This window comes from Marinobacter nauticus, from assembly GCF_003634635.1.
Taxonomy (GTDB): domain Bacteria; phylum Pseudomonadota; class Gammaproteobacteria; order Pseudomonadales; family Oleiphilaceae; genus Marinobacter; species Marinobacter nauticus.
The window spans coordinates 30,118-49,575 of the sequence record NZ_RBJB01000006.1 but is presented as its reverse complement, the minus strand read 5'-3'; the positions used below and the strand labels follow the sequence as shown (position 1 = coordinate 49,575).

Genomic DNA, 19,458 nt, shown 5'->3' with positions numbered 1-19,458 from the left:
TCCTTTTATCAAACAGTAGCTTGAAAAATGAAAGCACGTCAGGCGACTGATCGAGGACTTCGGGGTGAGCGATCCGGGATCGTCAAAATCAGGGATGATTTTGTCGAGCGTACAGGGACGTATTTACAGCGTATCCCGGATCGCTCACCCCGAAGGCCGATACCACGGACGTCGGTACCTGAGAACAATAACCGGGTAAGGTATCTAAAGCGTTCCGCGATAGCAATTGACAGCCTCCGGTGTGCTGGTATCTGCGGACGGCATAAAGGATGATTTTTAACCCGCTTTCAAGATAGAATAGCGGCCCAATTTTTCAGGGGTTCCGGCTTGCAAAGAGGCATCGCCGGGCCAGCCATACAGACAGGGGCAGCACATCCATGTTTACTCGTGATATGAAAATCGCCGGTTTCGATGACGAACTTTGGAACGCTATGCAGGCGGAAGAAAAGCGCCAGGAAGCACACATCGAACTGATCGCGTCTGAAAACTACACCAGCCCGCGGGTGATGGAAGCCCAAGGTAGTGTGCTGACCAACAAGTACGCTGAAGGTTACCCCGGCAAGCGTTACTACGGTGGCTGCGAGTTTGTGGACATCGCTGAGGATCTGGCCATTGCCCGCGCCAAGGAGCTGTTTGGTGCCGCCTACGCCAACGTGCAGCCGCATTCCGGTTCACAGGCCAACTCTGCGGTGTTCATGGCGCTGCTCAAGCCCGGTGATACCGTTCTGGGTATGAGTCTTGCTCACGGTGGGCACCTGACCCACGGTGCCAGCGTGAACTTCTCCGGCAAGATCTACAGCGCGGTTCAGTATGGCCTGAACCCGGAGACCGGTTTGATCGATTATGACGAAGTGGAAGCTCTGGCTGTCGAGCACAAGCCGAAAATGATCATCGCGGGCTTCTCTGCTTACTCGCAGGAGCTGGACTTTGCCCGTTTCCGTGCCATCGCCGACAAGGTAGGCGCGTATCTGTTTGTTGACATGGCCCACGTGGCCGGTCTGGTCGCCGCTGGCGTCTACCCGGATCCGGTACCTCACGCCCACGTGGTTGCGACCACCACGCACAAAACCCTGCGCGGCCCACGTGGCGGCCTGATCCTGGCCTGTGATGACGAAGATCTGCAGAAGAAGCTGAACTCCGCTGTGTTCCCAGGCGGTCAGGGCGGCCCGTTGATGCACGTGATTGCGGCCAAGGCCGTGTGCTTCAAGGAAGCCATGAGCGACGAGTTCAAGGCCTACCAGCAGCAGGTCGTGAAGAACGCAGCCGCCATGGCAGAGGTGTTCATCGAGCGCGGCTTTGACGTGGTTTCCGGTGGTACCAAGAACCACCTGTTCCTGGTGAGCCTGATCAAACAGGACATTACCGGTAAAGACGCGGATGCCGCACTGGGCAAAGCGCACATTACCGTGAACAAGAACGCCGTGCCGAACGATCCTCGTTCACCGTTCGTAACGTCCGGACTGCGCATTGGTACTCCGGCGGTGACCACACGCGGCTTCAAGGAAGCCGAGTGTCGGAATCTGGCGGGCTGGATGTGTGACATCCTCGATAACCTTGAAGACGAAGCGGTTAATAGCCGTGTGCGGGAGCAGGTGGAAGCTGTCTGCGCGCGGTTCCCGGTCTACGGCTAACAGGCTTAGAGACAGGTCAGCCCGGGCGCTCCGGTGAGTGCCCGGGTTCTTTCTTTCCGGAGCAGGTGATTTATGCATTGTCCTTTCTGTGGTGAAGCCGATACCAAGGTGATTGATTCGCGCCTGGTGGCCGAGGGTGACCAGGTTCGCCGCCGCAGGGAGTGTCTGTCCTGCCGTGAGCGATTTACCACCTTTGAAACTGCCGAGTTGGTGATGCCCCGGGTCGTTAAGCAGGACGGTACTCGGCAGCCATTTGATGAAGAAAAGCTGCGGGCCGGCATCATGAAAGCTCTGGAAAAACGTCCGGTCAGCATTGAGGAAATCGATGCCGCCCTGAACCGTATCAAGTATCGTCTCCGCTCGACTGGTGAGCGCGAGGTCAAGTCGATGCAGTTGGGTGAGGAGGTAATGACCGAGCTGCGCCAACTGGACAAGGTTGCCTACGTGCGTTTTGCGTCGGTTTACCGCAGTTTTCAGGACATCAACGAGTTCAAGGAAGAGATCGAGCGGCTGTCCCAGGGCAATGGTGATGCCGCGGTGGATGTTGCCAGGGCATTGGTGGATAACGGTACAGACAAAGGCAAGGCATGATTTCGGACCGTGATCGGGCAATGATGGCCCGGGCCGTTCAACTGGCCTGGCGCGGTCGCTATTCCACCCATCCCAATCCCCGTGTTGGTTGTGTTATTGCCAAAGGCGATCTGATTGTGGGCGAGGGCTGGCACGAGCGTGCCGGTGAAGCCCATGCGGAAGTGCGTGCTTTGAGCCAGGCAGGCCATGAGGCTCGGGGAGCCACCGCCTACGTTACGCTGGAGCCTTGCAGCCATTACGGGCGCACGCCGCCCTGCGCACGGGCACTGATAGATGCCGGTGTGGCCCATGTGTTTGCCGCTACCAAAGACCCCAACCCGTCTGTGTCCGGTCGGGGGCTGGATATGCTCAGGGAGGCTGGCATACGGGTGACCGAAGGCGTGATGGCCGATGAGGCTTCGCGTCTGAATCCTGGCTTCATGAAGCGTATGAATACCGGCCGCCCCTGGGTTCGGCTGAAGATGGCGGCCAGTCTTGATGGCCGGACCGCCATGGCCAGTGGTGAAAGCCAGTGGATAACCGGCCCGGAGGCGCGCGCGGATGTGCAGCGTTTGCGGGCGATCAGCGACGCTATCCTCACCGGGGTAGGCACGGTACTGGCGGATGACCCCTCGTTGACCGTTCGGCGGGACGAGATGGGCGATATCGGCGATGCCACGGATCCGTCCCGGCAGCCGTTGCGGGTGATCGCTGACCGGGATGCCCGTACGCCGGCCACCGCCAGGATTCTTCAGGGTGGCAATGTGCAGGTATTCTGCGCCAGTTCGACACTGGCCTCCGGCCCGGCCCAGGATCTGGCTGCGCTGGGCGTCAGCCTGACCGGGGTTGCCTGGAAAGATAACGGTGTTGATGTCGCCGAGTTGCTGGACGCGCTGGGAGAGCTTGGTATTAACGAGTTGCTGGTTGAAGCCGGCCCTACGCTGGCCGGTACGTTCATCGGTGAAAATCTTGTGGACGAGCTCTGGCTCTACCAGGCCCCGGTTTTCCTGGGTAGTACCGGCAGGCCGACAGCGCATTTGCCGCTGGAGACCATGGCCGACAAAGTGCAATGGAAGGTGCTGGATCGTCGTCAGGTGGGTGAGGATCAGCGTCTGATCCTGGCTCGCCACTAATCATTCAATCCATTCCCCGTGAACCGGCTAGACTGTCGGGAGGGGTGAAAGGGTGCAGAACCGTATGGCACTGAACAGCATTGAAGAAATCATTGAAGACATTCGCCAGGGCAAAATGGTCATCCTGATGGATGATGAGGATCGCGAGAATGAGGGCGATCTGGTGATGGCAGCGGAGCACTGCACGGCAGAGGCCATCAACTTCATGGCCCGCTTTGGCCGCGGACTCATCTGTATGCCCATGACCCGTGATCGCTGCGAACAGCTGGGTCTGCCGTTGATGGTGCAGCAGAATGCCTCCGGCTTCGGAACCAAGTTCACCCTGTCTATCGAGGCCCGGGAGGGTGTTACCACGGGCATTTCCGCAGCGGACCGGGCTCGTACCGTGCAGGCAGCGGTTGCCCGGGATGCCAAGGCTTCTGACCTGGTTCAGCCGGGGCATATTTTCCCGCTGATGTCCGATCCTGGTGGCGTTCTCAGTCGTGCCGGTCACACCGAAGCGTCCTGCGATCTGGCGGCCCTGGCCGGCTGTGAGCCGGCCGGCGTGATCTGTGAAATCATGAATGATGACGGCTCCATGGCCCGGCGCCCGGATCTTGAAAAGTTCGCAGAAGAGCATGATCTGAAGATCGGGACCATCGCAGACCTGATTCATTACCGCACCATGAACGAGCGCACGGTTGAGTGTGTGGAGCAGAACGAACTGGATACCGAGTACGGCGTGTTCAAACTGCACACCTACCGGGACAATATCCAGGGTGCTACCCATCTGGCTATGGTAATGGGCGATATCCAGCCAGATGAGCCGGTGTTTGTGCGTGTGCACATTACCGATACCCTGCGCGACCTGTTGGGCGCACGACGTCAAGATTCCCGGAGCTGGCCGCTGCATCACGCACTAGAGAAGGTTGCGGAAGAAGGCAAAGGCGTGGTGGTGCTGCTTAACAGTGCTGAAGACAGCTACAACCTGGAGGACCGGATTCAGGAGTTCTTTGACAAAGGGCAGGGATCCTCAGGCAAGGGCAGTTCCGGCGTGTATTTTACCGTCGGTACCGGTTCCCAGATTCTCCGGGATCTTGGAGTCGGTAAAATGCGCCTGCTCAGTCCGCCGGTTAAATTCTCTGCCATCTCCGGTTTCGACCTGGAAGTGGTGGAATACGTACCTTACGCCCCCGAATGATAAACCCGGTTATCGCCAATAAGGCGATGACCCGTGAAGGAGCCCGAGATGGCAGATATCAAAGTAATTGAAGGTGATTTTACCCAGTGCAGCGGCCGCTATGCGCTGGTGGTTGGCCGGTTTAACGGCTTTGTGGTGGAAAGTCTGGTGGAAGGTGCAGTGGATACCTTGCGTCGTCACGGCATTTCCAATGATGACATTGCCATTATCCGTGTGCCGGGTGCCTATGAAATGCCACTGGCGGTCAAGCGTGTTGCCGAAACCTCGGACTACGACGCCATTATTGCTCTCGGTGCGGTAATTCGTGGTGGTACTCCCCACTTTGAATACGTGGCGGGCGAGGCCTCCAGCGGCCTGGGCGCTGTCAGCCTGGAAACCGATGTCCCGGTTACCTTTGGCGTATTGACCGTAGATTCCATTGAGCAGGCCATCGAACGCTCCGGCACCAAGGCAGGCAACAAGGGCGCGGAAGCCGCCATTACTGCCCTGGAAATGGTCAGTCTGTTCAAAAAGTTGGGTGAGTAATGAGCGAAGCGGGTGACACTTCTCCCCAGCCGGGGAAAACCGGCCAGCCCAAGGCAGGCGATCGCCGCCGGGCACGGGCGCTGGCCATGCAGGGTTTGTATCAGCGGCACTTCAGCAAAACGCCGATTTCTGATATCGAAGCCGAGTTCATGGTCGACAACGACATGAGCAAGGTCGATATCATGTATTTTCGGGATCTTCTGCGTGGCGTTCACCGCGAGCAGGCGGAGCTCGACAAACTGCTGGAGCCGTTTCTGGATCGTCCCCTCAGGGAGGTCGACCCGGTTGAACTGGCGATCGTTCGCCTGGGCGCCTATGAGCTGAAACACCGCATCGATGTGCCCTATAAAGTGGTCATCAACGAGGGTATTGAAATGGCCAAGCGCTTTGGTGGCACCGAAGGGCACAAGTTCGTGAACAGCATTCTGGACAAACTCAGCCGCCGGCTTCGCCTGGCCGAGACCCGCCCGCGTTGATTCATGGGTGAATTTGAGCTGATCCGGAAGTATTTCCAGCCGCTGGCTGATGGTGCCGGGCAGGATCAGCTCCTTCTCGGTCCCGGCGACGACTGTGCGATCCAGCGGGTATCGCCGGGGCTGGATCTGGTGTTTTCTGTGGACACCCTGGTAGAGGGCGTTCATTTTCCTTCCGATTATTCGCCAGATTATCTCGGATGGCGAGCTCTGGCGGTTGCGGTAAGTGATTTGGCCGCGATGGGCGCAAGCCCGGTCTGTTTTACTCTGGCTTTAACCTTGCCAGACGCCAATCAGGGCTGGCTGAAGCCGTTTTCGGAGGGGCTGGCCCGGGCCAGCAAAGCCTTTGGTATCGCCCTGGCGGGCGGAGATACTACCCGTGGCCCCCTGACAATCAGCATCCAGGTGCACGGAACTGTTGAGAGTGGGCGTGCGCTGTATCGATCCGGCGCGAAGCCCGGCGACCTGATATGTGTCAGCGGCACGCTCGGGGCGGCCGGTGCCGCTCTTGATTACCTTGCTGCCCCCGCGCCCTCACCGGCCCAGCTCGCCTTGTTGTCACGTTATCATTTCCCGCAGCCTCGTCTGTCACTGGGTCAGCAGCTGGCGGGCTGTGCCTCCTCTGCCATAGATATTTCTGACGGGCTCCTGGCGGATCTCGGCCATATCCTTGATGCCTCGGGGGCCGGAGCGCGAATCGACACGGGACGTATACCGATGATGGCGGAGTTGGTTGCATTAAAGGGTGAGAACGCCCGGGATCTGGCGTTGGGAGCAGGAGATGACTATGAGCTTTGCATCACCATCCCGCCAGAAACCTTCGGCACTCTTGACGACTCTGTGGCCCGTGAGCTGACGGTCATTGGAGAGATTACTTCGGAGCCTGGCCTTCAACTGAGCGGGCCGGTCTCTGGCGTCATTCAAGGATTTGAGCACTTTGGGAGACCCGCATGAGTGATGAGCTGATGCATGAACCGGACGCCGCCCAGGTCATCTTGCCCCCTGGCTTTCTGAAAAATCCGGTCCACCTGTTGGCCTTCGGTTTTGGTAGCGGTGCAGCGCCGAGAGCGCCGGGAACCTGGGGTAGCCTCGCCGCTGTTCCGGTTTGGTATGCCTTTTCCTGGATGCCTCCGTTGGCCTACTGGCTCGCGGTTCTGGCGGCGTTTCTGGTGGGTATCTGGTTGTGTGGCAAAACCGCGACAGACCTGAAAGTGCATGATCACGGCGGTATTGTATGGGATGAATTTGTGGGGATGTGGATTGCCCTGGGCCTGTTTCCGGATCAGCTTTACGGGGTGCTCATGGCGTTCATGCTGTTCCGGCTGTTTGACGTGTGGAAGCCCTGGCCCATTAACTGGCTGGATGAGCGCTTGCCCGGCGGGCTCGGGATTATGGTGGACGATGTCGTCGCCGGCGCCATGGCGCTGGGTTGCCTTTGGGCGATTGACGTCTGGGTGATGCCCTATATTATCTAGCGGGGCATCACCCATTCGGTTTGTCGGGTGGGTTAGTGCACCTGCTGCTCTTCTGGCAGCATGCGAACAACATGCAGAAAGCGTTTAAGGCCGACTTCTGCCCGCTCTCTTGAGGCAAAAGGCCCGCTATCGAAGCCCTCGCGAGTTGTAAAGTACCATTTGCTCCCTACGCAGAAAAAACGACTGCTGCGAAACGGGACGGGGCCTTGCTCTCCTGTCCTGCGCTGAGTGTCCATGGTTTCTCCTGAGCCCACTTGTTCTTTTCTTCTCGGGCTGTGCGTTGTGTAAGCCGACTTGTTTAAAATTAATCCAATTGCAGCCGAATTCAACAATTTTTTACATTCTTACGTTGGGCGTCACATTCCGGACCTTCCTGCAGTGAAAGTGAATTCCGTTGCGTGTCTTGCTCTGATCCGCCCGGATGGTCAGAATGCTTGGCAGAGTTGCGCTCAACATTGCAGGCCGTGCCAACGGCCATCCCTATGGATAAGGAGATGAAGTGAGTATGTGTCACGTTCCAAGGCTTTTCAAATTGCTGGCTGTTCTGGCGAGCGTTGTCATGGCGGGCTGTGCATCGAGTGTGGCCAGAGTGGATACCTGGGAAGGCCAGTTGCCGGCGACGACAAAACCGGCTGTGCTGCAGGCGCCCGGTGAGATACAGGTGGTCAGTGTGAATGGTCGGAACATGACCAACTTCCTGATTGAGGATCTGGCACTGGACTACGGTTTGTTGCCGGGAGAGAACGAGGTGGTGTTCCGCTACAAAACCATCTGGGCGAAGAGTGGTGTGGTACGCAACGGCGAATCCAAAGTGCATGTTATCGAGAGCAGCACTCAGGTGGCGCGTTTCACGGCGAGCCCGGACGCAGTCTATGGTTTCGAGTTTGATAAGCCGGCAAGTCGCCAGGAAGCCGAAACCATGATGGAGAGCTTTTCAGCAAAGATCGTTGCCGGCAATGGCACTGTCGTGGCGGTATCTGAGGAGTGGGACGGACAGTCCCGTCTGACGGACAGCCGCACTCCGGTTCCGGCTTCCGGGGGCGAGAGCACCAGCCGGCCCCAGGAAGGCAGCACTCTGGAGCAGCTCAAAGCCATTTGGGCCGATGCTTCTGATGAAGACAAGAAAGCCTTTTTGCGTTGGGCATTCGAATAACCCGGCGCCGGGCCTGCGGGCCCGGCTATCTTCTGAATCTGCCCAGCCCGCCTTTCAGCAGTTTTTCCACGTAGGCAAGGACATCGTCGGTCATGTTGTGTTGTGGTTCCGGAAACTGCTCATGGCCCTGATCGGGGCCCAGCTCCGCTGCAGCTTTCTCTATCGCTTCCAGACTGTCGTGTACCAGTTCCGGTAGCTGGTCGCTGTCGGCGACCACGTCCGGGCAAAGAGTAAAGTTCAGGGTGAGCTGGCCCTGGTAGCTGACCGCAACAATCACCAACCCAAGGCTGTCGAATAATGGGGCACTGTTGTACTGGCGCACCAGTCGGGCACCTTGCAGGTACAGCGGTACCTGCGGGCCCGGTACGTTGGTAATCGGCACGTTGAACAGTGGCTGGTAGCGCTGTGCGACCTGCAGCTCGGAATACAGGCGGGCGGACAGTGCCAGCAGCGTTGACGGAAGTAGCTCGGTCAGCCGGTCTGCGGCTATGGCTTCACGGTAGGGCTCGGATTCAACCGCATTGCGGTGAATTCGCCGGATCCGGGCTGCCGGGTTGGGTTCTGCGGTGGCCAGGTCCAGCAACATGGCTGACATCTGATTGCCGGTGGCCTTGCGAAGACTGCTGGAACGAACCGAGATCGGCGTCATGGCGACCAGCGAGGATTTCGTTTCTATGTTCTGGTTGGCGAGGTATCGGGCCAGGGATTCGGCACACAGGCCGAGGACCACATCATTCAGGGTGACGTCGACCAATGAGCCCTTGATGGCTTTGAGCCGGGACAAGTCCACGCTGGTTGAGACAATTCGCCGGTTGGCGGTAATCTGCCGGTTGAAGGGGCTGTGGGGCGCGGTGAACAAGGGCAGTGGCAATGGCAGCTTGTGTAATTGCTTCTGGATCAGCCCACGGGTGGTGGCTTCGGCGGCGTTATAGGCCAGAGAGGCCAGCTGCATCGGCGTTTTCAGCATGTTGGCGCCGGCCTGCAGGAAAACCCGCTCTTCTGAAGGTTCCTGCCTTGGCAGCCAGGGACGTGGTGGCGTGATGGTTCTCGGGCTGGGTGTGTACTCCAGTAGCTTGCCCATGATTTCCTCACCGCTAAACGCGTCAATGGCGGCATGGTGCAGCTTCACGATCAGTGCAAACCCTTCTTTTTCACCCTCCGGATCGTCGATCCGGAAACCATCGACAAAGGTGATGTGCCAGAGTGGTCGGTCCCGTTTCAGCGGCTCTTCAAGAATCTTCGAGGCCAGGGATATCAGGCTGGCCTGCTTGCCGTGTTCGCCAAGGTTTACGTAGGCCAGGTGCCGCTCGATGCTGAAATCGGCGTCGTCCACCCAATAGGGGCGGCCAAGCCGGAGAGGGATTTCTTTCAGCTTCTGGCGGAACAGAGGTACCACGTGGAGCCGGCTGCGCAGATAGGCGACGAAGGTGCTGAATGCCAGTGGGTTGGACAGCCCGCTGGCATCGAACAGATAAATGCCGCCGATGTGCATCGGGGTGGTGTCCGATTCCAGATACAGGAACGAGGCATCCAGTTCCGACAGCTGACGCATGGAACGCACTCCTTGTGTTTCTCGTTGTATTCGGCTGGTCAGTATACTTCAGGTCGTGAATTCGCCGGTTGGCCCCTTTGCCTCAGGAATCGGCAGGCTTGAGCCACTGGCTGAGGCTCTGGTCTTCGCTCAGCCGGTTCCAGAACCACATCAGTGCCTTGCCTTTGTCTTCACTGTGGCGGGCCAGGTGAATGGCGATCGGGGGGCGTGGTTCGTGCACGGCTTTCGCCACCAGCCGGCCTGAAGCCAGTGCCTCCCGGATGCGTGGCAAGGGCAGCCAGCCAACGCCAAGGCCTGCTTCCTGTATGGCAATTTTCTGGTCGATGTTGGTGACGGTCAAGGTTCGTTGGCGCCGGAAGATGCCGGCATGGCCGGGTGGCAGCGCGCGGGAGGTGTCGGCGGCAACGGCAGCGGGAAATGGGGCGATGTCGCTTTCTTTCAGGGGTTCTTCTGCCTGGGCCAAAGGGTGGTTGGCCGCCACGGCAAAGACGAAAGGTATCTCGCCCAGTGGCTTGGTGGTAAAGCTTCCGGCGGGCTTGCTGAGCTGGTCTGCGCCGATCACCATGTCGACGCGCCGGCTTTGCAGGGCGTCCCAGGCGCCTGCAAAGACCTCCTCCACCACCTGTACATCCACTGGAACGCCCAATTGGTAAAAAGCGTCAATCGCCGGAAACAGGCATTGTGCCGGCAGCAGCGAGTTGAATCCTATTCTAAGCCTGGTTTCCCAGCCCTGAGCTACCTGGCGGGTAGAGTGAGCCAGGTTCTCGGCGGCTTCAAGCAGCGAGCGGCCTTCCTCCAGCAGGTAACGACCGGCGGGCGTGAGCACGGCTTTGTGGCCGGTTCGGTCAAAGACACTGACGCTGAGGTCTTCCTCAAGCTTCTGAACGGTGTAACTGATGGCCGAGGGAACCCGGAACAGTTCGCTGGCGGCACCGGCAAAACTGCCCTTGCGGTCGATAGCGTCCAGTACTTTGAGTGCGTCGATGGTAATGGCTGTATGCATGTTCGAATAATCTGAAAGTGTTTGCCAGAAATGCTTGCTATCAGCCTAGCAGCACAGCCGTTAGCCTGTCTCTATTAATTCAGAACCGGGTCGGCCCCATCACACTTCATCAGGGCAAATGTCATGGTGGCTGACCTCGCAGGAGGGTAGTTATGGGCTTGTTGGTTGACGGCTGTTGGCACGATCAGTGGTATGACACAGGCAGAACCGGTGGCAAGTTTGAGCGCGAAGCGGCGCGGTTCCGGAACTGGGTAACCGCTGATGGCTCTGCCGGGCCGGCCGGAGAGGGTGGTTTTCCTGCAGTGAGTGGCCGGTATCACTTGTATGTTTCCATGGCCTGCCCCTGGGCCCACCGCACCTTGATTTTCCGGAAGCTCAAAGGTCTGGAGAACCATATTTCGGTGTCTGTCGTGCACCCGGACATGGTGGAAAACGGCTGGGAGTTCTGGCCCGGTCGCAAAGAACATCAAGACGACTTGTATAATTTTGACTTCATGCACCAGATTTATACCCGTGCCGCCCCGCATTATTCTGGCCGGGTCACGGTGCCGGTGTTGTGGGACAAAGAGCGCGAAACCATTGTCAGTAATGAATCCGCAGACATTATCCGGATGTTCAATTCCGCCTTTGATGGCCTTGAGGGCGTGAATAACGACCGGGATTTCTACCCGGAAAGTCTGCGTGGTGACATCGAGGCGGTGAATGAGCGGGTTTACCACACGGTGAACAACGGTGTTTACAAAGCAGGGTTCGCGACTGCGCAGGACAAGTATGAGGAGGCCTATCAGGCCCTGTTCGACTCCCTGGACTGGCTGGAAGAAAGGCTGGCGGAGAAGCGCTATCTCACCGGTAACCGGCTAACCGAGGCCGATTGGCGGCTGTTCACCACGTTGATCCGATTTGATGCGGTGTATTACAGCCACTTCAAATGCAACCGCCAGCAGATCCGCGACTATCCGAATCTGTCCGGCTATGTGCGGGAGCTATATCAGGTGCCGGGCGTGGCTGAAACCGTGGATCTGTGCCAGATCAAGCGTCACTACTACGTAAGTCAGCGCACCATTAACCCAACGCAGATTGTGCCGGTGGGGCCAGAGCTGGAATTCGAAGCACCCCACGGGCGTGAACATCTCGGCTGAAAGGGCCTGGTCGACTAGCTGACCCGGGCTACCGCCACTTCGGTCAATAGTTCCAGCGCCTGGCGGTGCTCAGAGCCCGGCAGGCAGGCCAGCAGGTCTCTCGCGATCTGCGCCTGCTCTTTTGCCTTTGTCATGGTGTATTCGATGGCACCGGACGCCTTCACGATATCCAGTACTTTCGGCAGGTCATCCAGCCCTCCCTTCCGGATGGCCTGGCGGATCAGCTGCCTTTCGGCTTCGTTACCATTGGCCATGGCGTAGATCAGCGGCAGGGTGGTTTTGCCTTCCGCCAGGTCGTCTCCCACGTTCTTGCCCATGGTTTCGGCATCGCCCTGATAATCGAGAACGTCATCAACCAGCTGGAATGCCAGCCCCAGGTGTTTGCCATAGTCTTTCAGGGCATTTTCCTGTTCCCTCCTGGCTCCGGCCAGCAGGGCGCCCGTGTGGGACGCGGCTTCAAACAGCATGGCGGTCTTGTTGTGGATAACGACCATATACTGGTCTTCGCTCAAGTCCGGGTTCTTCACATTCATCAGCTGCATGACCTCGCCCTCGGCAATAACGGCCGTGGCGTGCGACAGCACGTTCATGATCGGCAGGCTCTGCAGCTCGACCATCATTTCGAAGGCCCGGGCATAGAGGAAATCGCCGACCAGAACGCTGGGTGCGTTGCCCCATTTTGCGTTGGCTGTGCTGCGGCCGCGGCGCATATCGGAGGTGTCTACCACATCGTCGTGCAGCAGGGTGGCGGTATGCAGGAATTCAATCACGGCAGCCAGCTTCAGATGATCGTCTTTCTGGTAGCCGGCGGCCTGGCTGGCCAGGAGAACCAGCAAAGGTCGCAGGCGTTTGCCGCCGCTTTCGATAATGTACTGGGCGATTTTCTCAACCAGCGGGACATCGGAAGCGAGCCGCTTGATGATAAGGTCGTTAACGCGGCTGAAATCATCCGCTACGGTGTCGTAGATGCGCTGGGCTGTCATCGGGCCGGTAAGTCCCTTGCTGGTGTTTTCGTTGAGTTTTCGGGCAGGTCGCGGCAATGCTAGGTATTGCTGCTTACAGTGTCAACTTGAGCCGGAATCCGGCTTGTATTGGTCGACGGGTTTTCGTACAATCACGCGCCCAACTCATCCCAACCTGCGCTCCCTGCAATAGGGTCGCCAGAGCGCTTCCCTTAGAACCAGGTGGATAAGAGCAGGGATGGGTCAATCGCGGAGACTATGAATGTACGCAGTTATTGTTAGCGGTGGTAAGCAGCACCGTGTAAAAGAAGGCGAAACTCTGAAGCTGGAAAAGCTGGAAGTTGAAACCGGCGGTTCCGTTGAGTTTGATCGTGTTCTTCTGGTTGCCAATGGCGACGACGTAAAAGTTGGCGCTCCGGTTGTTGAAGGTGCCAAGGTGACCGCAGAAGTGGTTAGCCACGGTCGTCACGACAAAGTGAACATCATCAAGTTCCGTCGTCGTAAGCATCACATGAAGCGTCAGGGCCACCGTCAGTGGTTTACTGAAGTCAAGATCACGGGTATCCAGGGCTAAGCCCTCGAATAACCCCTTAATGAAGGAGGCTGGTAATGGCTCATAAAAAGGCAGCAGGTAGTACCCGTAACGGTCGCGATTCCGAGTCGAAACGACTTGGTGTCAAGCGCTACGGTGGCGAGTCTGTATCTGCAGGCAGCATCATCGTTCGTCAGCGTGGCACCCGTTTCCACGCTGGCAGCAACGTAGGCATTGGCAAGGACCACACCCTGTTCGCGAAAGCGGAAGGTCAGGTGAAGTTCGAAACCAAAGGCCCGCAGAACCGCAAGTTCGTAAGCATCGTTCCGGCTGCGTAAGCAGCGGCGATCCGGTTCTGTTGAACCTTGGGTTTGCCTGATATGCTGATTTAGTCAGTTCTCAGGTGAATCCGGAGCCCCGCAAAGCTTCCTTGAGGCTGCGGGGCTTTTTAGTTTATGCAAAGGCATTTGGCGTATGAAATTTGTAGACGAAGCCACCATCATTGTTGAAGCCGGTAAAGGCGGGCATGGTTGCCTGAGCTTCCGGCGGGAAAAGTACGTGCCAAAGGGTGGTCCCGACGGCGGTGACGGTGGGGATGGCGGTTCCGTCTATCTGGAGGCGGACAGCGCACTCAATACCCTGATTGATTACCGCTTCCAGCGTAAATACAAGGCCCAGAATGGTGAGCCGGGCGCTGGCCGTAACTGCACCGGTACTAAAGGCGAAGATCTGGTGCTGCCGGTGCCGGTTGGCACGACAGTGGTGGATATGGATACCCATGAAGTGCTGGGAGATCTCACCAAAGAAGGTCAGCGTCTGAAAGTGGCCCAGGGTGGTTTTCACGGTCTTGGCAATACCCGCTTCAAGTCGTCCGTTAATCGTGCTCCGCGTCAGACCTCCAAAGGGTCTGAGGGTGAGGCGCGTAATCTGCGTCTGGAACTGAAGGTTCTGGCTGATGTCGGTCTGCTGGGTTTGCCCAATGCCGGCAAGTCTACGTTCATCCGGTCGGTTTCCGCCGCGCGCCCGAAGGTAGCGGATTATCCCTTCACCACCCTGGTACCAAATCTTGGTGTGGTCAGTGTGCAGGCCCATCAAAGCTTTGTTATCGCGGATATCCCTGGTCTGATTGAGGGGGCCGCGGAGGGAGCAGGGCTTGGTATTCGTTTCCTGAAGCACCTGGTCCGGACGCGCTTGTTGCTGCACCTGGTGGATGTTGCTCCTTATGACGGCTCGTCCCCGGCCGACGCGGTCAGGGCGATTGCCCACGAACTCGAAAAGTTCAGTGAAACGCTGGCCAGCCGTCCTCGTTGGCTGGTGCTGAACAAGGTCGATATGGTCGCCGAGGAAGATCGCGAGGCCCATTGTCAGGCCATTGTTGATGAGCTTGGCTGGGAGGGGCCTGTGTTCCGCATTTCCGCGCTGAGTGGTGAGGGCACCAAACCTCTGGTGCAGGCCGTGATGCGCTGGATTGAGGAACAGGCCGAGCAGGAAGCCGACAATCCCGATTTCGCTGAGCAGGAAGCCGCGCGCAGGCGTCGCATGGACGAAGAGGCCCGTCAGAAAATTGAGGCGGATCGTCAGGCCCGCAGAGCGGCCCGTAACGCGGATGATGACGACGACTTTGACGACGATGATTACGACGTTGAAGTGGTTTACGCACCGGAATAACTCACTAACGGAAGAGACTGTAGCGCTATCATGAGTGAACGCCTTCAGCTTCGACAGGCCCGCCGTCTGGTGGTCAAGATCGGTAGTGCCTTGCTGACCAATGATGGCAAAGGTCTGGATGTGGCCGCGTTGGGGTTGTGGGTAGATCAGATCGCCGAGCTGATTGCCGAAGGGGTGGAGGTGGTGGTGGTGTCCTCCGGCTCGGTCGCCGAAGGCATGAGTCGCCTTGGTTGGACAGTTCGCCCCCAGCGCTTGCACGAGTTGCAGGCTGCGGCTGCTGTGGGGCAGATGGGGCTTGTGCAGACCTGGGAGGCCCAGTTCAAGCGCCATGATATCCATACGGCGCAGATTCTGCTGACCCACGACGACCTCTCCGACCGCAAGCGTTACCTGAACGGCCGCAGTACCCTGCGTACGTTGCTGGATTACGGTGTGGTGCCGATCGTGAACGAGAACGATACGGTGGTGACCGACGAGATCCGCTTTGGTGATAACGACACCCTGGGTGCGCTGGTGGCTAATCTGATTGAGGCGGATGGTCTGATTATTCTGACCGATCAGGTGGGGTTGTTTAATAAAGACCCCCGCAAGCACGGCGATGCCGTGCTTGTGACCGAGCGCAGGGCGGAAGATCGCGAGCTGGATGCCATGGCCGGCGGTGGTGCCGGAGCGCTCGGGCGCGGTGGTATGCAGACCAAGCTGAGGGCGGCCCGGTTAGCGGCCCGCTCAGGCGCGTTTACGGTGATTGTTGGTGGCCGGATTGAGCATGTGATTGCCCGATTACGCCAGGGTGATGTGATTGGTACCTTGCTGTTGCCGGAGCAGGGGCGGCTGGCGGCCAGAAAGCAGTGGATTGCCAGTCACTTGCAAACCCGGGGCAAGCTCACGCTGGATGATGGTGCGGTGAAGGTGTTGCGCCAGGGTGGACGGAGTCTGTTGCCGGTGGGTGTGAAGGCTGTGTCCGGGCAGTTCCGGAGGGGGGAGATGGTCTCCTGTGTCGATCTGACTGGCAAAGAAATCGCGCGGGGGCTGGTTAACTATGATGCTGATGAAGCCAGGGCCATCTCGGGCCGGTCCAGTGATCGCATTAATGATGTTCTGGGTTATGTGTCCGATGAGGAGATGATCCATCGGGATAATCTGGTGGTGGTTTGATCTTTTTCGCTTGATTCAGACACAAAAAAACCGGCTGATTAGCCGGTTTTTTTATTTCGCACAGAATCAGGCGCTTTTCAGAGCCTTGGTTTTGGCGTTCAGACGGCTCTTGTGGCGAGCAATCTTGTTCTTGGCGAAGATGCCTTTGTTGACCATGCTGTCCATGATCGGCTGAGCTTCTTTCAGAGCAGCCTGGGCTTCATCGTGGTTGCCGGCCTTGATCTTGGCGTCGACCTTTTTCATGTAGGTGCGTGCCATGGAACGCAGGCTGGCGTTATGCTTGCGATTTTTCTCGTTCTGACGAGCGCGCTTCTTGGCTTGCGGGGAATTTGCCACCGTAAAACTCCTGAAAATTCGTTGCTATAAAAAAGAAATTTTTACATCGCGGGCGCGCCAAAACCAGCGCGTCGAAATAAATGACGCGGAACTATGCCGCTGAATGCCCGAAATGTCAAGGCCGCCGCACGGTTCGTGCCTCGCCTGCAAAGCCCTGTGATACACTCCGGCATCGCAGCGCTGGGGCTGGCCGGGGGGCGTTACTCCGCCTCGTGGATTACCGAGATGGCCCGTAGCTTCCACTCAGGATTCTGGACGCCGAAATCATGTCTTCCGAACAACGAAAGCCACCCTCAACAGGGAAGTCAGAACCGCCCAGGGCGCCGGGATTGTTGAGATCGTCTGGCGTGGTCGGGATGATGACCATGCTGTCCCGGGTGTTGGGGCTGGTTCGGGATATGGTGATTGCCCGCTATTATGGCGCGGGAGCGGGGGCTGACGCGTTTTTCGTGGCATTCAAGATTCCCAACTTCCTCCGGCGTCTGTTTGCCGAAGGTGCGTTTTCTCAGGCTTTTGTGCCGGTGTTGTCATCCTATCGGGAAACGCAGGATATTTCGCAAGTGAAACGCCTGGTAGACGCCGTGGCCGGTTCTCTGGGTTTGGTGCTTCTGGCGGTAACTCTTGTTGCGATGCTCGGCTCGCCGGTGCTGACCGCGGTGTTTGCGCCAGGATTTCTGGGTGACGACGTCAAGTTTGCGCTCACCAGCGAGATGCTGCGCATTACCTTTCCGTATCTGCTGTTGATATCCCTGACCGCCTTTGCGGGTGGCATTCTCAACAGTTATGACCGGTTTGCGGTGCCGGCCTTCACTCCGGTCTTACTGAACCTGGCGATGATTTCAGCGGCCATTTTCCTCACACCGGTGATGGATGAGCCGGTGATGGCCCTGGCCTGGGGTGTGTTCATTGCCGGTGCCTTGCAGCTGTTTTTCCAGTTGCCGTTTCTGATGCGCCTGGGGCTTCTGCCCAGGCCTCGGATCGATTATCGGCACGAAGGGGTAAGCCGTATCCTGAAGCTGATGGCGCCGGCGCTGTTCGGGGTTTCGGTCAGCCAGATCAATCTGTTACTGGATACCGTGCTGGCCTCCTTCCTGCAAACCGGGAGCGTGTCCTGGCTGTACTATTCCGACCGTTTGTCGGAGTTGCCATTGGGGGTGTTCGGTATTGCGATCGCCACGGTGATTCTGCCCAGTCTGTCGCGCAAGCATGCGGCAGCATCTGCGGACCAGTTTGCAGCGACCCTGGACTGGGCTGTGCGGGCCGTTCTGCTGATCGGCGTGCCGGCCGCCCTGGCGTTGGCTTTGCTGGCAGAGCCCTTGATCGCAACTCTGTTCCACTACGGCGAAGTGACCGATCGCGATGTCGCGATGTCAGCACAAAGTCTGCGGGCCTATTCTGCGGGTTTGTTGGCGTTCATGTTGATCAAGGTGCTGGCACCGGGTTTTTTCGCCCGGGAAGATACCAAAACCCCGGTAAAGATTGGTGTGATCGCCATGGTCGCCAATATGGTGTTTAACCTGGCGCTGATCGTGCCGCTGGCGCATGCCGGGCTTGCGCTGGCGACATCGCTTTCTGCTTGGCTCAACGGTTATCTGCTCTGGCGCGGACTTCGCAAGGAAGGCGCCTGGAAAAGCCAGTCGGGCTGGCCGAAGTTCCTGATGCAGCTGGCGGTTGCGAACAGCGCGCTGGCAGCGGTGATCCTCTGGCTGAACGTGCCGGTTGGCCAATGGCTGGCCTTTACTGGTCTGCAGAGGGCTTCGGAAATGACGATTCTGGTTGTGGCTGGGGTTCTCGCCTATTTTGTTGCGCTGGCCCTTGCAGGTGTTCGCGTGCGGCAATTCCGCCAGAAGTAAGGCATCGTCATTTCTACCACGCCCGCTCCTGGGGTATAATCGCGCGTTTTCTCACCAGTGCGTCGCGCGTTCGCGCCGGCGCGCCGAAAGCCATTGGCAGCATTAGGGTTCGCAGTACATGCGTCTGATTCGAGGCCTGACCAATCTCAAGCGTATCGCGGGAAGTGCGGATTCTCCGCTGGCCGATGGGTGCGTGGCCACTATCGGCAACTTTGACGGCGTTCATCGGGGCCACAAAACCATCATCGATCAGGTCAGAGGCAAGGCTCAGGCACTTAACCTGCCGTCTGTGGTAATGATTTTCGAGCCTCAGCCCCAGGAATTTTTCAAGGGGGCGGAAGCGCCTCCCCGGTTGATGCCGTTTCGCCAGAAATTTGAAGCTCTGCTTGGCGAAGGCGTTGATGTGGTGCTGTGTATCCGCTTTGACGAAACCTTCCGCAGCTATTCCGGCATGGGCTTTATCGAGGATGTGCTGATCCATGGCCTTGGGGTTCGTCACCTGGTGGTGGGCGACGACTTCCGCTTCGGCTGCGACCGGGCCGGCGACTTCAGGCTGTTGCAAAGCGTGGGGCAGGAACGGGGCTTTACAGTTGAGAATACCCGCACCGTTGTCGTGGACGGAGAGCGGGTGAGTAGCACCCGGGTGCGCAACGCCCTGAATGTGAACGGACTTGAGGAAGCCGAGCGACTCTTGGGGCACCCTTACCGGATCCATGGGCGGGTGGTATATGGCCGGCAGCTGGGCCGGCAGATCGGCGCGCCCACCGCCAATATCCTGCTGCATCAGATGCCGGCGCTGAGAGGGGTTTACGTGGTGAGGGCCCGGCTCGATACCGGGGAATGGCGTGATGGCGTGGCGAACATCGGCCTGCGCCCCACGGTAGATGGCAAGCGACCATCGCTGGAAGTGCACCTGTTTGACTTTGCTGGCACACTTTATGGCCAGCACCTGGAAGTCGTGTTCCGCCATGGCCTGCGGGACGAAGTGAAATTCGACTCTGTTGACGAACTTCGGCAACAGATCGCCCGGGATTTTGAGCATGCCCGGGCCTGGTTGGCGGAGAACCCCGCCACCCCGGAAACCTGATTCAACTGACCAACCAAGAGTACGCACACAG

At 58.4% G+C, this 19,458-nt stretch carries 21 protein-coding genes; 16 read left to right on the top strand and 5 right to left on the bottom strand.

The genetic code is table 11. The features are described from left to right. Positions 1-377 precede the first annotated feature (377 nt). The 8 genes from glyA (at position 378) to C7436_RS16660 (ending at position 6,987) form a co-directional block, all read left to right on the top strand. Positions 378-1,631, top strand: a complete 1,254-nt coding sequence (gene glyA, locus C7436_RS16695; protein WP_011784359.1) for a serine hydroxymethyltransferase — start codon at positions 378-380, stop codon at positions 1,629-1,631. Positions 1,632-1,703: 72 nt separating this feature from the next. Further along, positions 1,704-2,222, top strand: coding sequence for a transcriptional regulator NrdR (gene nrdR / locus C7436_RS16690; RefSeq protein ID WP_023011678.1), 519 nt, complete (start codon positions 1,704-1,706; stop codon positions 2,220-2,222). Further along, the gene (gene ribD, locus C7436_RS16685; RefSeq protein ID WP_014420580.1) at positions 2,219-3,334 is read left to right on the top strand and encodes a bifunctional diaminohydroxyphosphoribosylaminopyrimidine deaminase/5-amino-6-(5-phosphoribosylamino)uracil reductase RibD; all 1,116 of its coding nucleotides are present in this window, start codon (positions 2,219-2,221) and stop codon (positions 3,332-3,334) included. The genes nrdR and ribD overlap by 4 nt, the downstream gene beginning before the upstream one ends. Positions 3,335-3,398: 64 nt before the next feature. Then, a complete protein-coding gene (gene ribBA, locus C7436_RS16680; RefSeq protein ID WP_121208520.1) occupies positions 3,399-4,514 on the top strand; it encodes a bifunctional 3,4-dihydroxy-2-butanone-4-phosphate synthase/GTP cyclohydrolase II in 1,116 nt (371 codons plus the stop codon). Between the two features lie 48 nt (positions 4,515-4,562). After that, positions 4,563-5,039 carry a 6,7-dimethyl-8-ribityllumazine synthase gene (gene ribH, locus C7436_RS16675; RefSeq protein ID WP_011784363.1) on the top strand — a complete coding sequence of 159 codons (477 nt, stop codon included), beginning with the start codon at positions 4,563-4,565 and terminating at the stop codon, positions 5,037-5,039. Next, on the top strand, positions 5,039-5,515 hold the full coding sequence (gene nusB / locus C7436_RS16670; protein ID WP_121208519.1) for a transcription antitermination factor NusB: 477 nt from the start codon (positions 5,039-5,041) through the stop codon (positions 5,513-5,515). The genes ribH and nusB overlap by 1 nt, the downstream gene beginning before the upstream one ends. Positions 5,516-5,518: 3 nt before the next feature. Next, on the top strand, positions 5,519-6,466 hold the full coding sequence (gene thiL, locus C7436_RS16665; RefSeq protein WP_121208518.1) for a thiamine-phosphate kinase: 948 nt from the start codon (positions 5,519-5,521) through the stop codon (positions 6,464-6,466). Next, complete coding sequence (locus C7436_RS16660; protein ID WP_121208517.1) at positions 6,463-6,987, top strand: phosphatidylglycerophosphatase A family protein; 525 nt, start codon at positions 6,463-6,465, stop codon at positions 6,985-6,987. Before thiL ends, C7436_RS16660 begins: the two co-directional genes overlap by 4 nt. Before the next feature lie 32 nt (positions 6,988-7,019). Here C7436_RS16660 and C7436_RS18970 read toward each other — a convergent pair whose 3' ends face one another. Continuing rightward, complete coding sequence (locus tag C7436_RS18970; protein ID WP_011784367.1) at positions 7,020-7,223, bottom strand: DUF6316 family protein; 204 nt, start codon at positions 7,221-7,223, stop codon at positions 7,020-7,022. Between the two features lie 269 nt (positions 7,224-7,492). Between C7436_RS18970 and C7436_RS16650 the strand changes: the two genes are divergently transcribed. Beyond that, positions 7,493-8,140: a DUF2057 family protein gene (locus C7436_RS16650; RefSeq protein WP_121208516.1), complete on the top strand. Its 648-nt coding sequence runs from the start codon at positions 7,493-7,495 to the stop codon at positions 8,138-8,140. Positions 8,141-8,165: 25 nt separating this feature from the next. Here the strand turns inward: C7436_RS16650 and C7436_RS16645 are convergent, their stop codons facing one another. Then, on the bottom strand, positions 8,166-9,692 hold the full coding sequence (locus C7436_RS16645) for a WS/DGAT/MGAT family O-acyltransferase (RefSeq protein WP_041654568.1): 1,527 nt from the start codon (positions 9,690-9,692) through the stop codon (positions 8,166-8,168). An 82-nt stretch (positions 9,693-9,774) separates the two neighbouring features. Further along, positions 9,775-10,695: a LysR substrate-binding domain-containing protein gene (locus tag C7436_RS16640; protein WP_014420588.1), complete on the bottom strand. Its 921-nt coding sequence runs from the start codon at positions 10,693-10,695 to the stop codon at positions 9,775-9,777. Positions 10,696-10,847: 152 nt separating this feature from the next. Between C7436_RS16640 and C7436_RS16635 the strand changes: the two genes are divergently transcribed. After that, on the top strand, positions 10,848-11,834 hold the full coding sequence (locus tag C7436_RS16635; RefSeq protein ID WP_121208515.1) for a glutathione S-transferase family protein: 987 nt from the start codon (positions 10,848-10,850) through the stop codon (positions 11,832-11,834). A gap of 14 nt (positions 11,835-11,848) precedes the next feature. On the opposite strand, the gene ispB is transcribed toward C7436_RS16635, so the two are convergent. Beyond that, positions 11,849-12,817: an octaprenyl diphosphate synthase gene (ispB, locus tag C7436_RS16630; protein WP_121208514.1), complete on the bottom strand. Its 969-nt coding sequence runs from the start codon at positions 12,815-12,817 to the stop codon at positions 11,849-11,851. 241 nt (positions 12,818-13,058) lie between these two features. Here ispB and rplU point away from each other — a divergent pair, with 241 nt between their 5' ends. The 4 genes from rplU (at position 13,059) to proB (ending at position 16,151) form a co-directional block, all read left to right on the top strand. Further along, on the top strand, positions 13,059-13,370 hold the full coding sequence (gene rplU / locus C7436_RS16625) for a 50S ribosomal protein L21 (RefSeq protein WP_011784373.1): 312 nt from the start codon (positions 13,059-13,061) through the stop codon (positions 13,368-13,370). Positions 13,371-13,405: 35 nt separating this feature from the next. Then, positions 13,406-13,666, top strand: a complete 261-nt coding sequence (gene rpmA / locus C7436_RS16620) for a 50S ribosomal protein L27 (RefSeq protein WP_011784374.1) — start codon at positions 13,406-13,408, stop codon at positions 13,664-13,666. A gap of 136 nt (positions 13,667-13,802) precedes the next feature. Continuing rightward, positions 13,803-14,996 (top strand): Obg family GTPase CgtA, encoded by a 1,194-nt coding sequence (gene cgtA / locus C7436_RS16615; RefSeq protein ID WP_011784375.1) that lies wholly within the window; start codon positions 13,803-13,805, stop codon positions 14,994-14,996. Positions 14,997-15,026: 30 nt separating this feature from the next. Next, positions 15,027-16,151 (top strand): glutamate 5-kinase, encoded by a 1,125-nt coding sequence (gene proB, locus C7436_RS16610; RefSeq protein ID WP_121208513.1) that lies wholly within the window; start codon positions 15,027-15,029, stop codon positions 16,149-16,151. Positions 16,152-16,217: 66 nt separating this feature from the next. Here the strand turns inward: proB and rpsT are convergent, their stop codons facing one another. Next, entirely contained in the window at positions 16,218-16,487 is a 270-nt protein-coding gene (gene rpsT, locus C7436_RS16605; RefSeq protein ID WP_121208512.1) for a 30S ribosomal protein S20, read from the bottom strand. A 266-nt stretch (positions 16,488-16,753) separates the two neighbouring features. On the opposite strand from rpsT, the gene murJ reads away from it, so the two are divergent. Both murJ and ribF read left to right on the top strand, forming a co-directional pair. Beyond that, positions 16,754-18,340, top strand: coding sequence for a murein biosynthesis integral membrane protein MurJ (gene murJ / locus C7436_RS16600; RefSeq protein WP_121208511.1), 1,587 nt, complete (start codon positions 16,754-16,756; stop codon positions 18,338-18,340). 118 nt (positions 18,341-18,458) lie between these two features. Beyond that, positions 18,459-19,427: a bifunctional riboflavin kinase/FAD synthetase gene (gene ribF, locus C7436_RS16595; protein WP_011784379.1), complete on the top strand. Its 969-nt coding sequence runs from the start codon at positions 18,459-18,461 to the stop codon at positions 19,425-19,427. Positions 19,428-19,458: the final 31 nt, after the last annotated feature.

Excerpts from the sequence above, each read along its gene's own strand:
- cgtA (WP_011784375.1), top strand. The coding sequence starts at position 13,803 with ATGAAATTTGTAGACGAAGCCACCATCATTGTTGAAGCCGGTAAAGGC.
- proB (WP_121208513.1), top strand. The coding sequence starts at position 15,027 with ATGAGTGAACGCCTTCAGCTTCGACAGGCCCGCCGTCTGGTGGTCAAG.
- ribBA (WP_121208520.1), top strand. The coding sequence starts at position 3,399 with ATGGCACTGAACAGCATTGAAGAAATCATTGAAGACATTCGCCAGGGC.
- ribH (WP_011784363.1), top strand. The coding sequence starts at position 4,563 with ATGGCAGATATCAAAGTAATTGAAGGTGATTTTACCCAGTGCAGCGGC.
- ribF (WP_011784379.1), top strand. The coding sequence starts at position 18,459 with ATGCGTCTGATTCGAGGCCTGACCAATCTCAAGCGTATCGCGGGAAGT.
- rplU (WP_011784373.1), top strand. The coding sequence starts at position 13,059 with ATGTACGCAGTTATTGTTAGCGGTGGTAAGCAGCACCGTGTAAAAGAA.
- murJ (WP_121208511.1), top strand. The coding sequence starts at position 16,754 with ATGTCTTCCGAACAACGAAAGCCACCCTCAACAGGGAAGTCAGAACCG.
- glyA (WP_011784359.1), top strand. The coding sequence starts at position 378 with ATGTTTACTCGTGATATGAAAATCGCCGGTTTCGATGACGAACTTTGG.
- C7436_RS18970 (WP_011784367.1), bottom strand. The coding sequence starts at position 7,223 with ATGGACACTCAGCGCAGGACAGGAGAGCAAGGCCCCGTCCCGTTTCGC.
- rpmA (WP_011784374.1), top strand. The coding sequence starts at position 13,406 with ATGGCTCATAAAAAGGCAGCAGGTAGTACCCGTAACGGTCGCGATTCC.
- ribD (WP_014420580.1), top strand. The coding sequence starts at position 2,219 with ATGATTTCGGACCGTGATCGGGCAATGATGGCCCGGGCCGTTCAACTG.
- ispB (WP_121208514.1), bottom strand. The coding sequence starts at position 12,817 with ATGACAGCCCAGCGCATCTACGACACCGTAGCGGATGATTTCAGCCGC.
- C7436_RS16645 (WP_041654568.1), bottom strand. The coding sequence starts at position 9,692 with ATGCGTCAGCTGTCGGAACTGGATGCCTCGTTCCTGTATCTGGAATCG.
- C7436_RS16640 (WP_014420588.1), bottom strand. The coding sequence starts at position 10,695 with ATGCATACAGCCATTACCATCGACGCACTCAAAGTACTGGACGCTATC.
- C7436_RS16635 (WP_121208515.1), top strand. The coding sequence starts at position 10,848 with ATGGGCTTGTTGGTTGACGGCTGTTGGCACGATCAGTGGTATGACACA.
- nusB (WP_121208519.1), top strand. The coding sequence starts at position 5,039 with ATGAGCGAAGCGGGTGACACTTCTCCCCAGCCGGGGAAAACCGGCCAG.
- C7436_RS16650 (WP_121208516.1), top strand. The coding sequence starts at position 7,493 with ATGTGTCACGTTCCAAGGCTTTTCAAATTGCTGGCTGTTCTGGCGAGC.
- C7436_RS16660 (WP_121208517.1), top strand. The coding sequence starts at position 6,463 with ATGAGTGATGAGCTGATGCATGAACCGGACGCCGCCCAGGTCATCTTG.
- nrdR (WP_023011678.1), top strand. The coding sequence starts at position 1,704 with ATGCATTGTCCTTTCTGTGGTGAAGCCGATACCAAGGTGATTGATTCG.
- thiL (WP_121208518.1), top strand. The coding sequence starts at position 5,519 with ATGGGTGAATTTGAGCTGATCCGGAAGTATTTCCAGCCGCTGGCTGAT.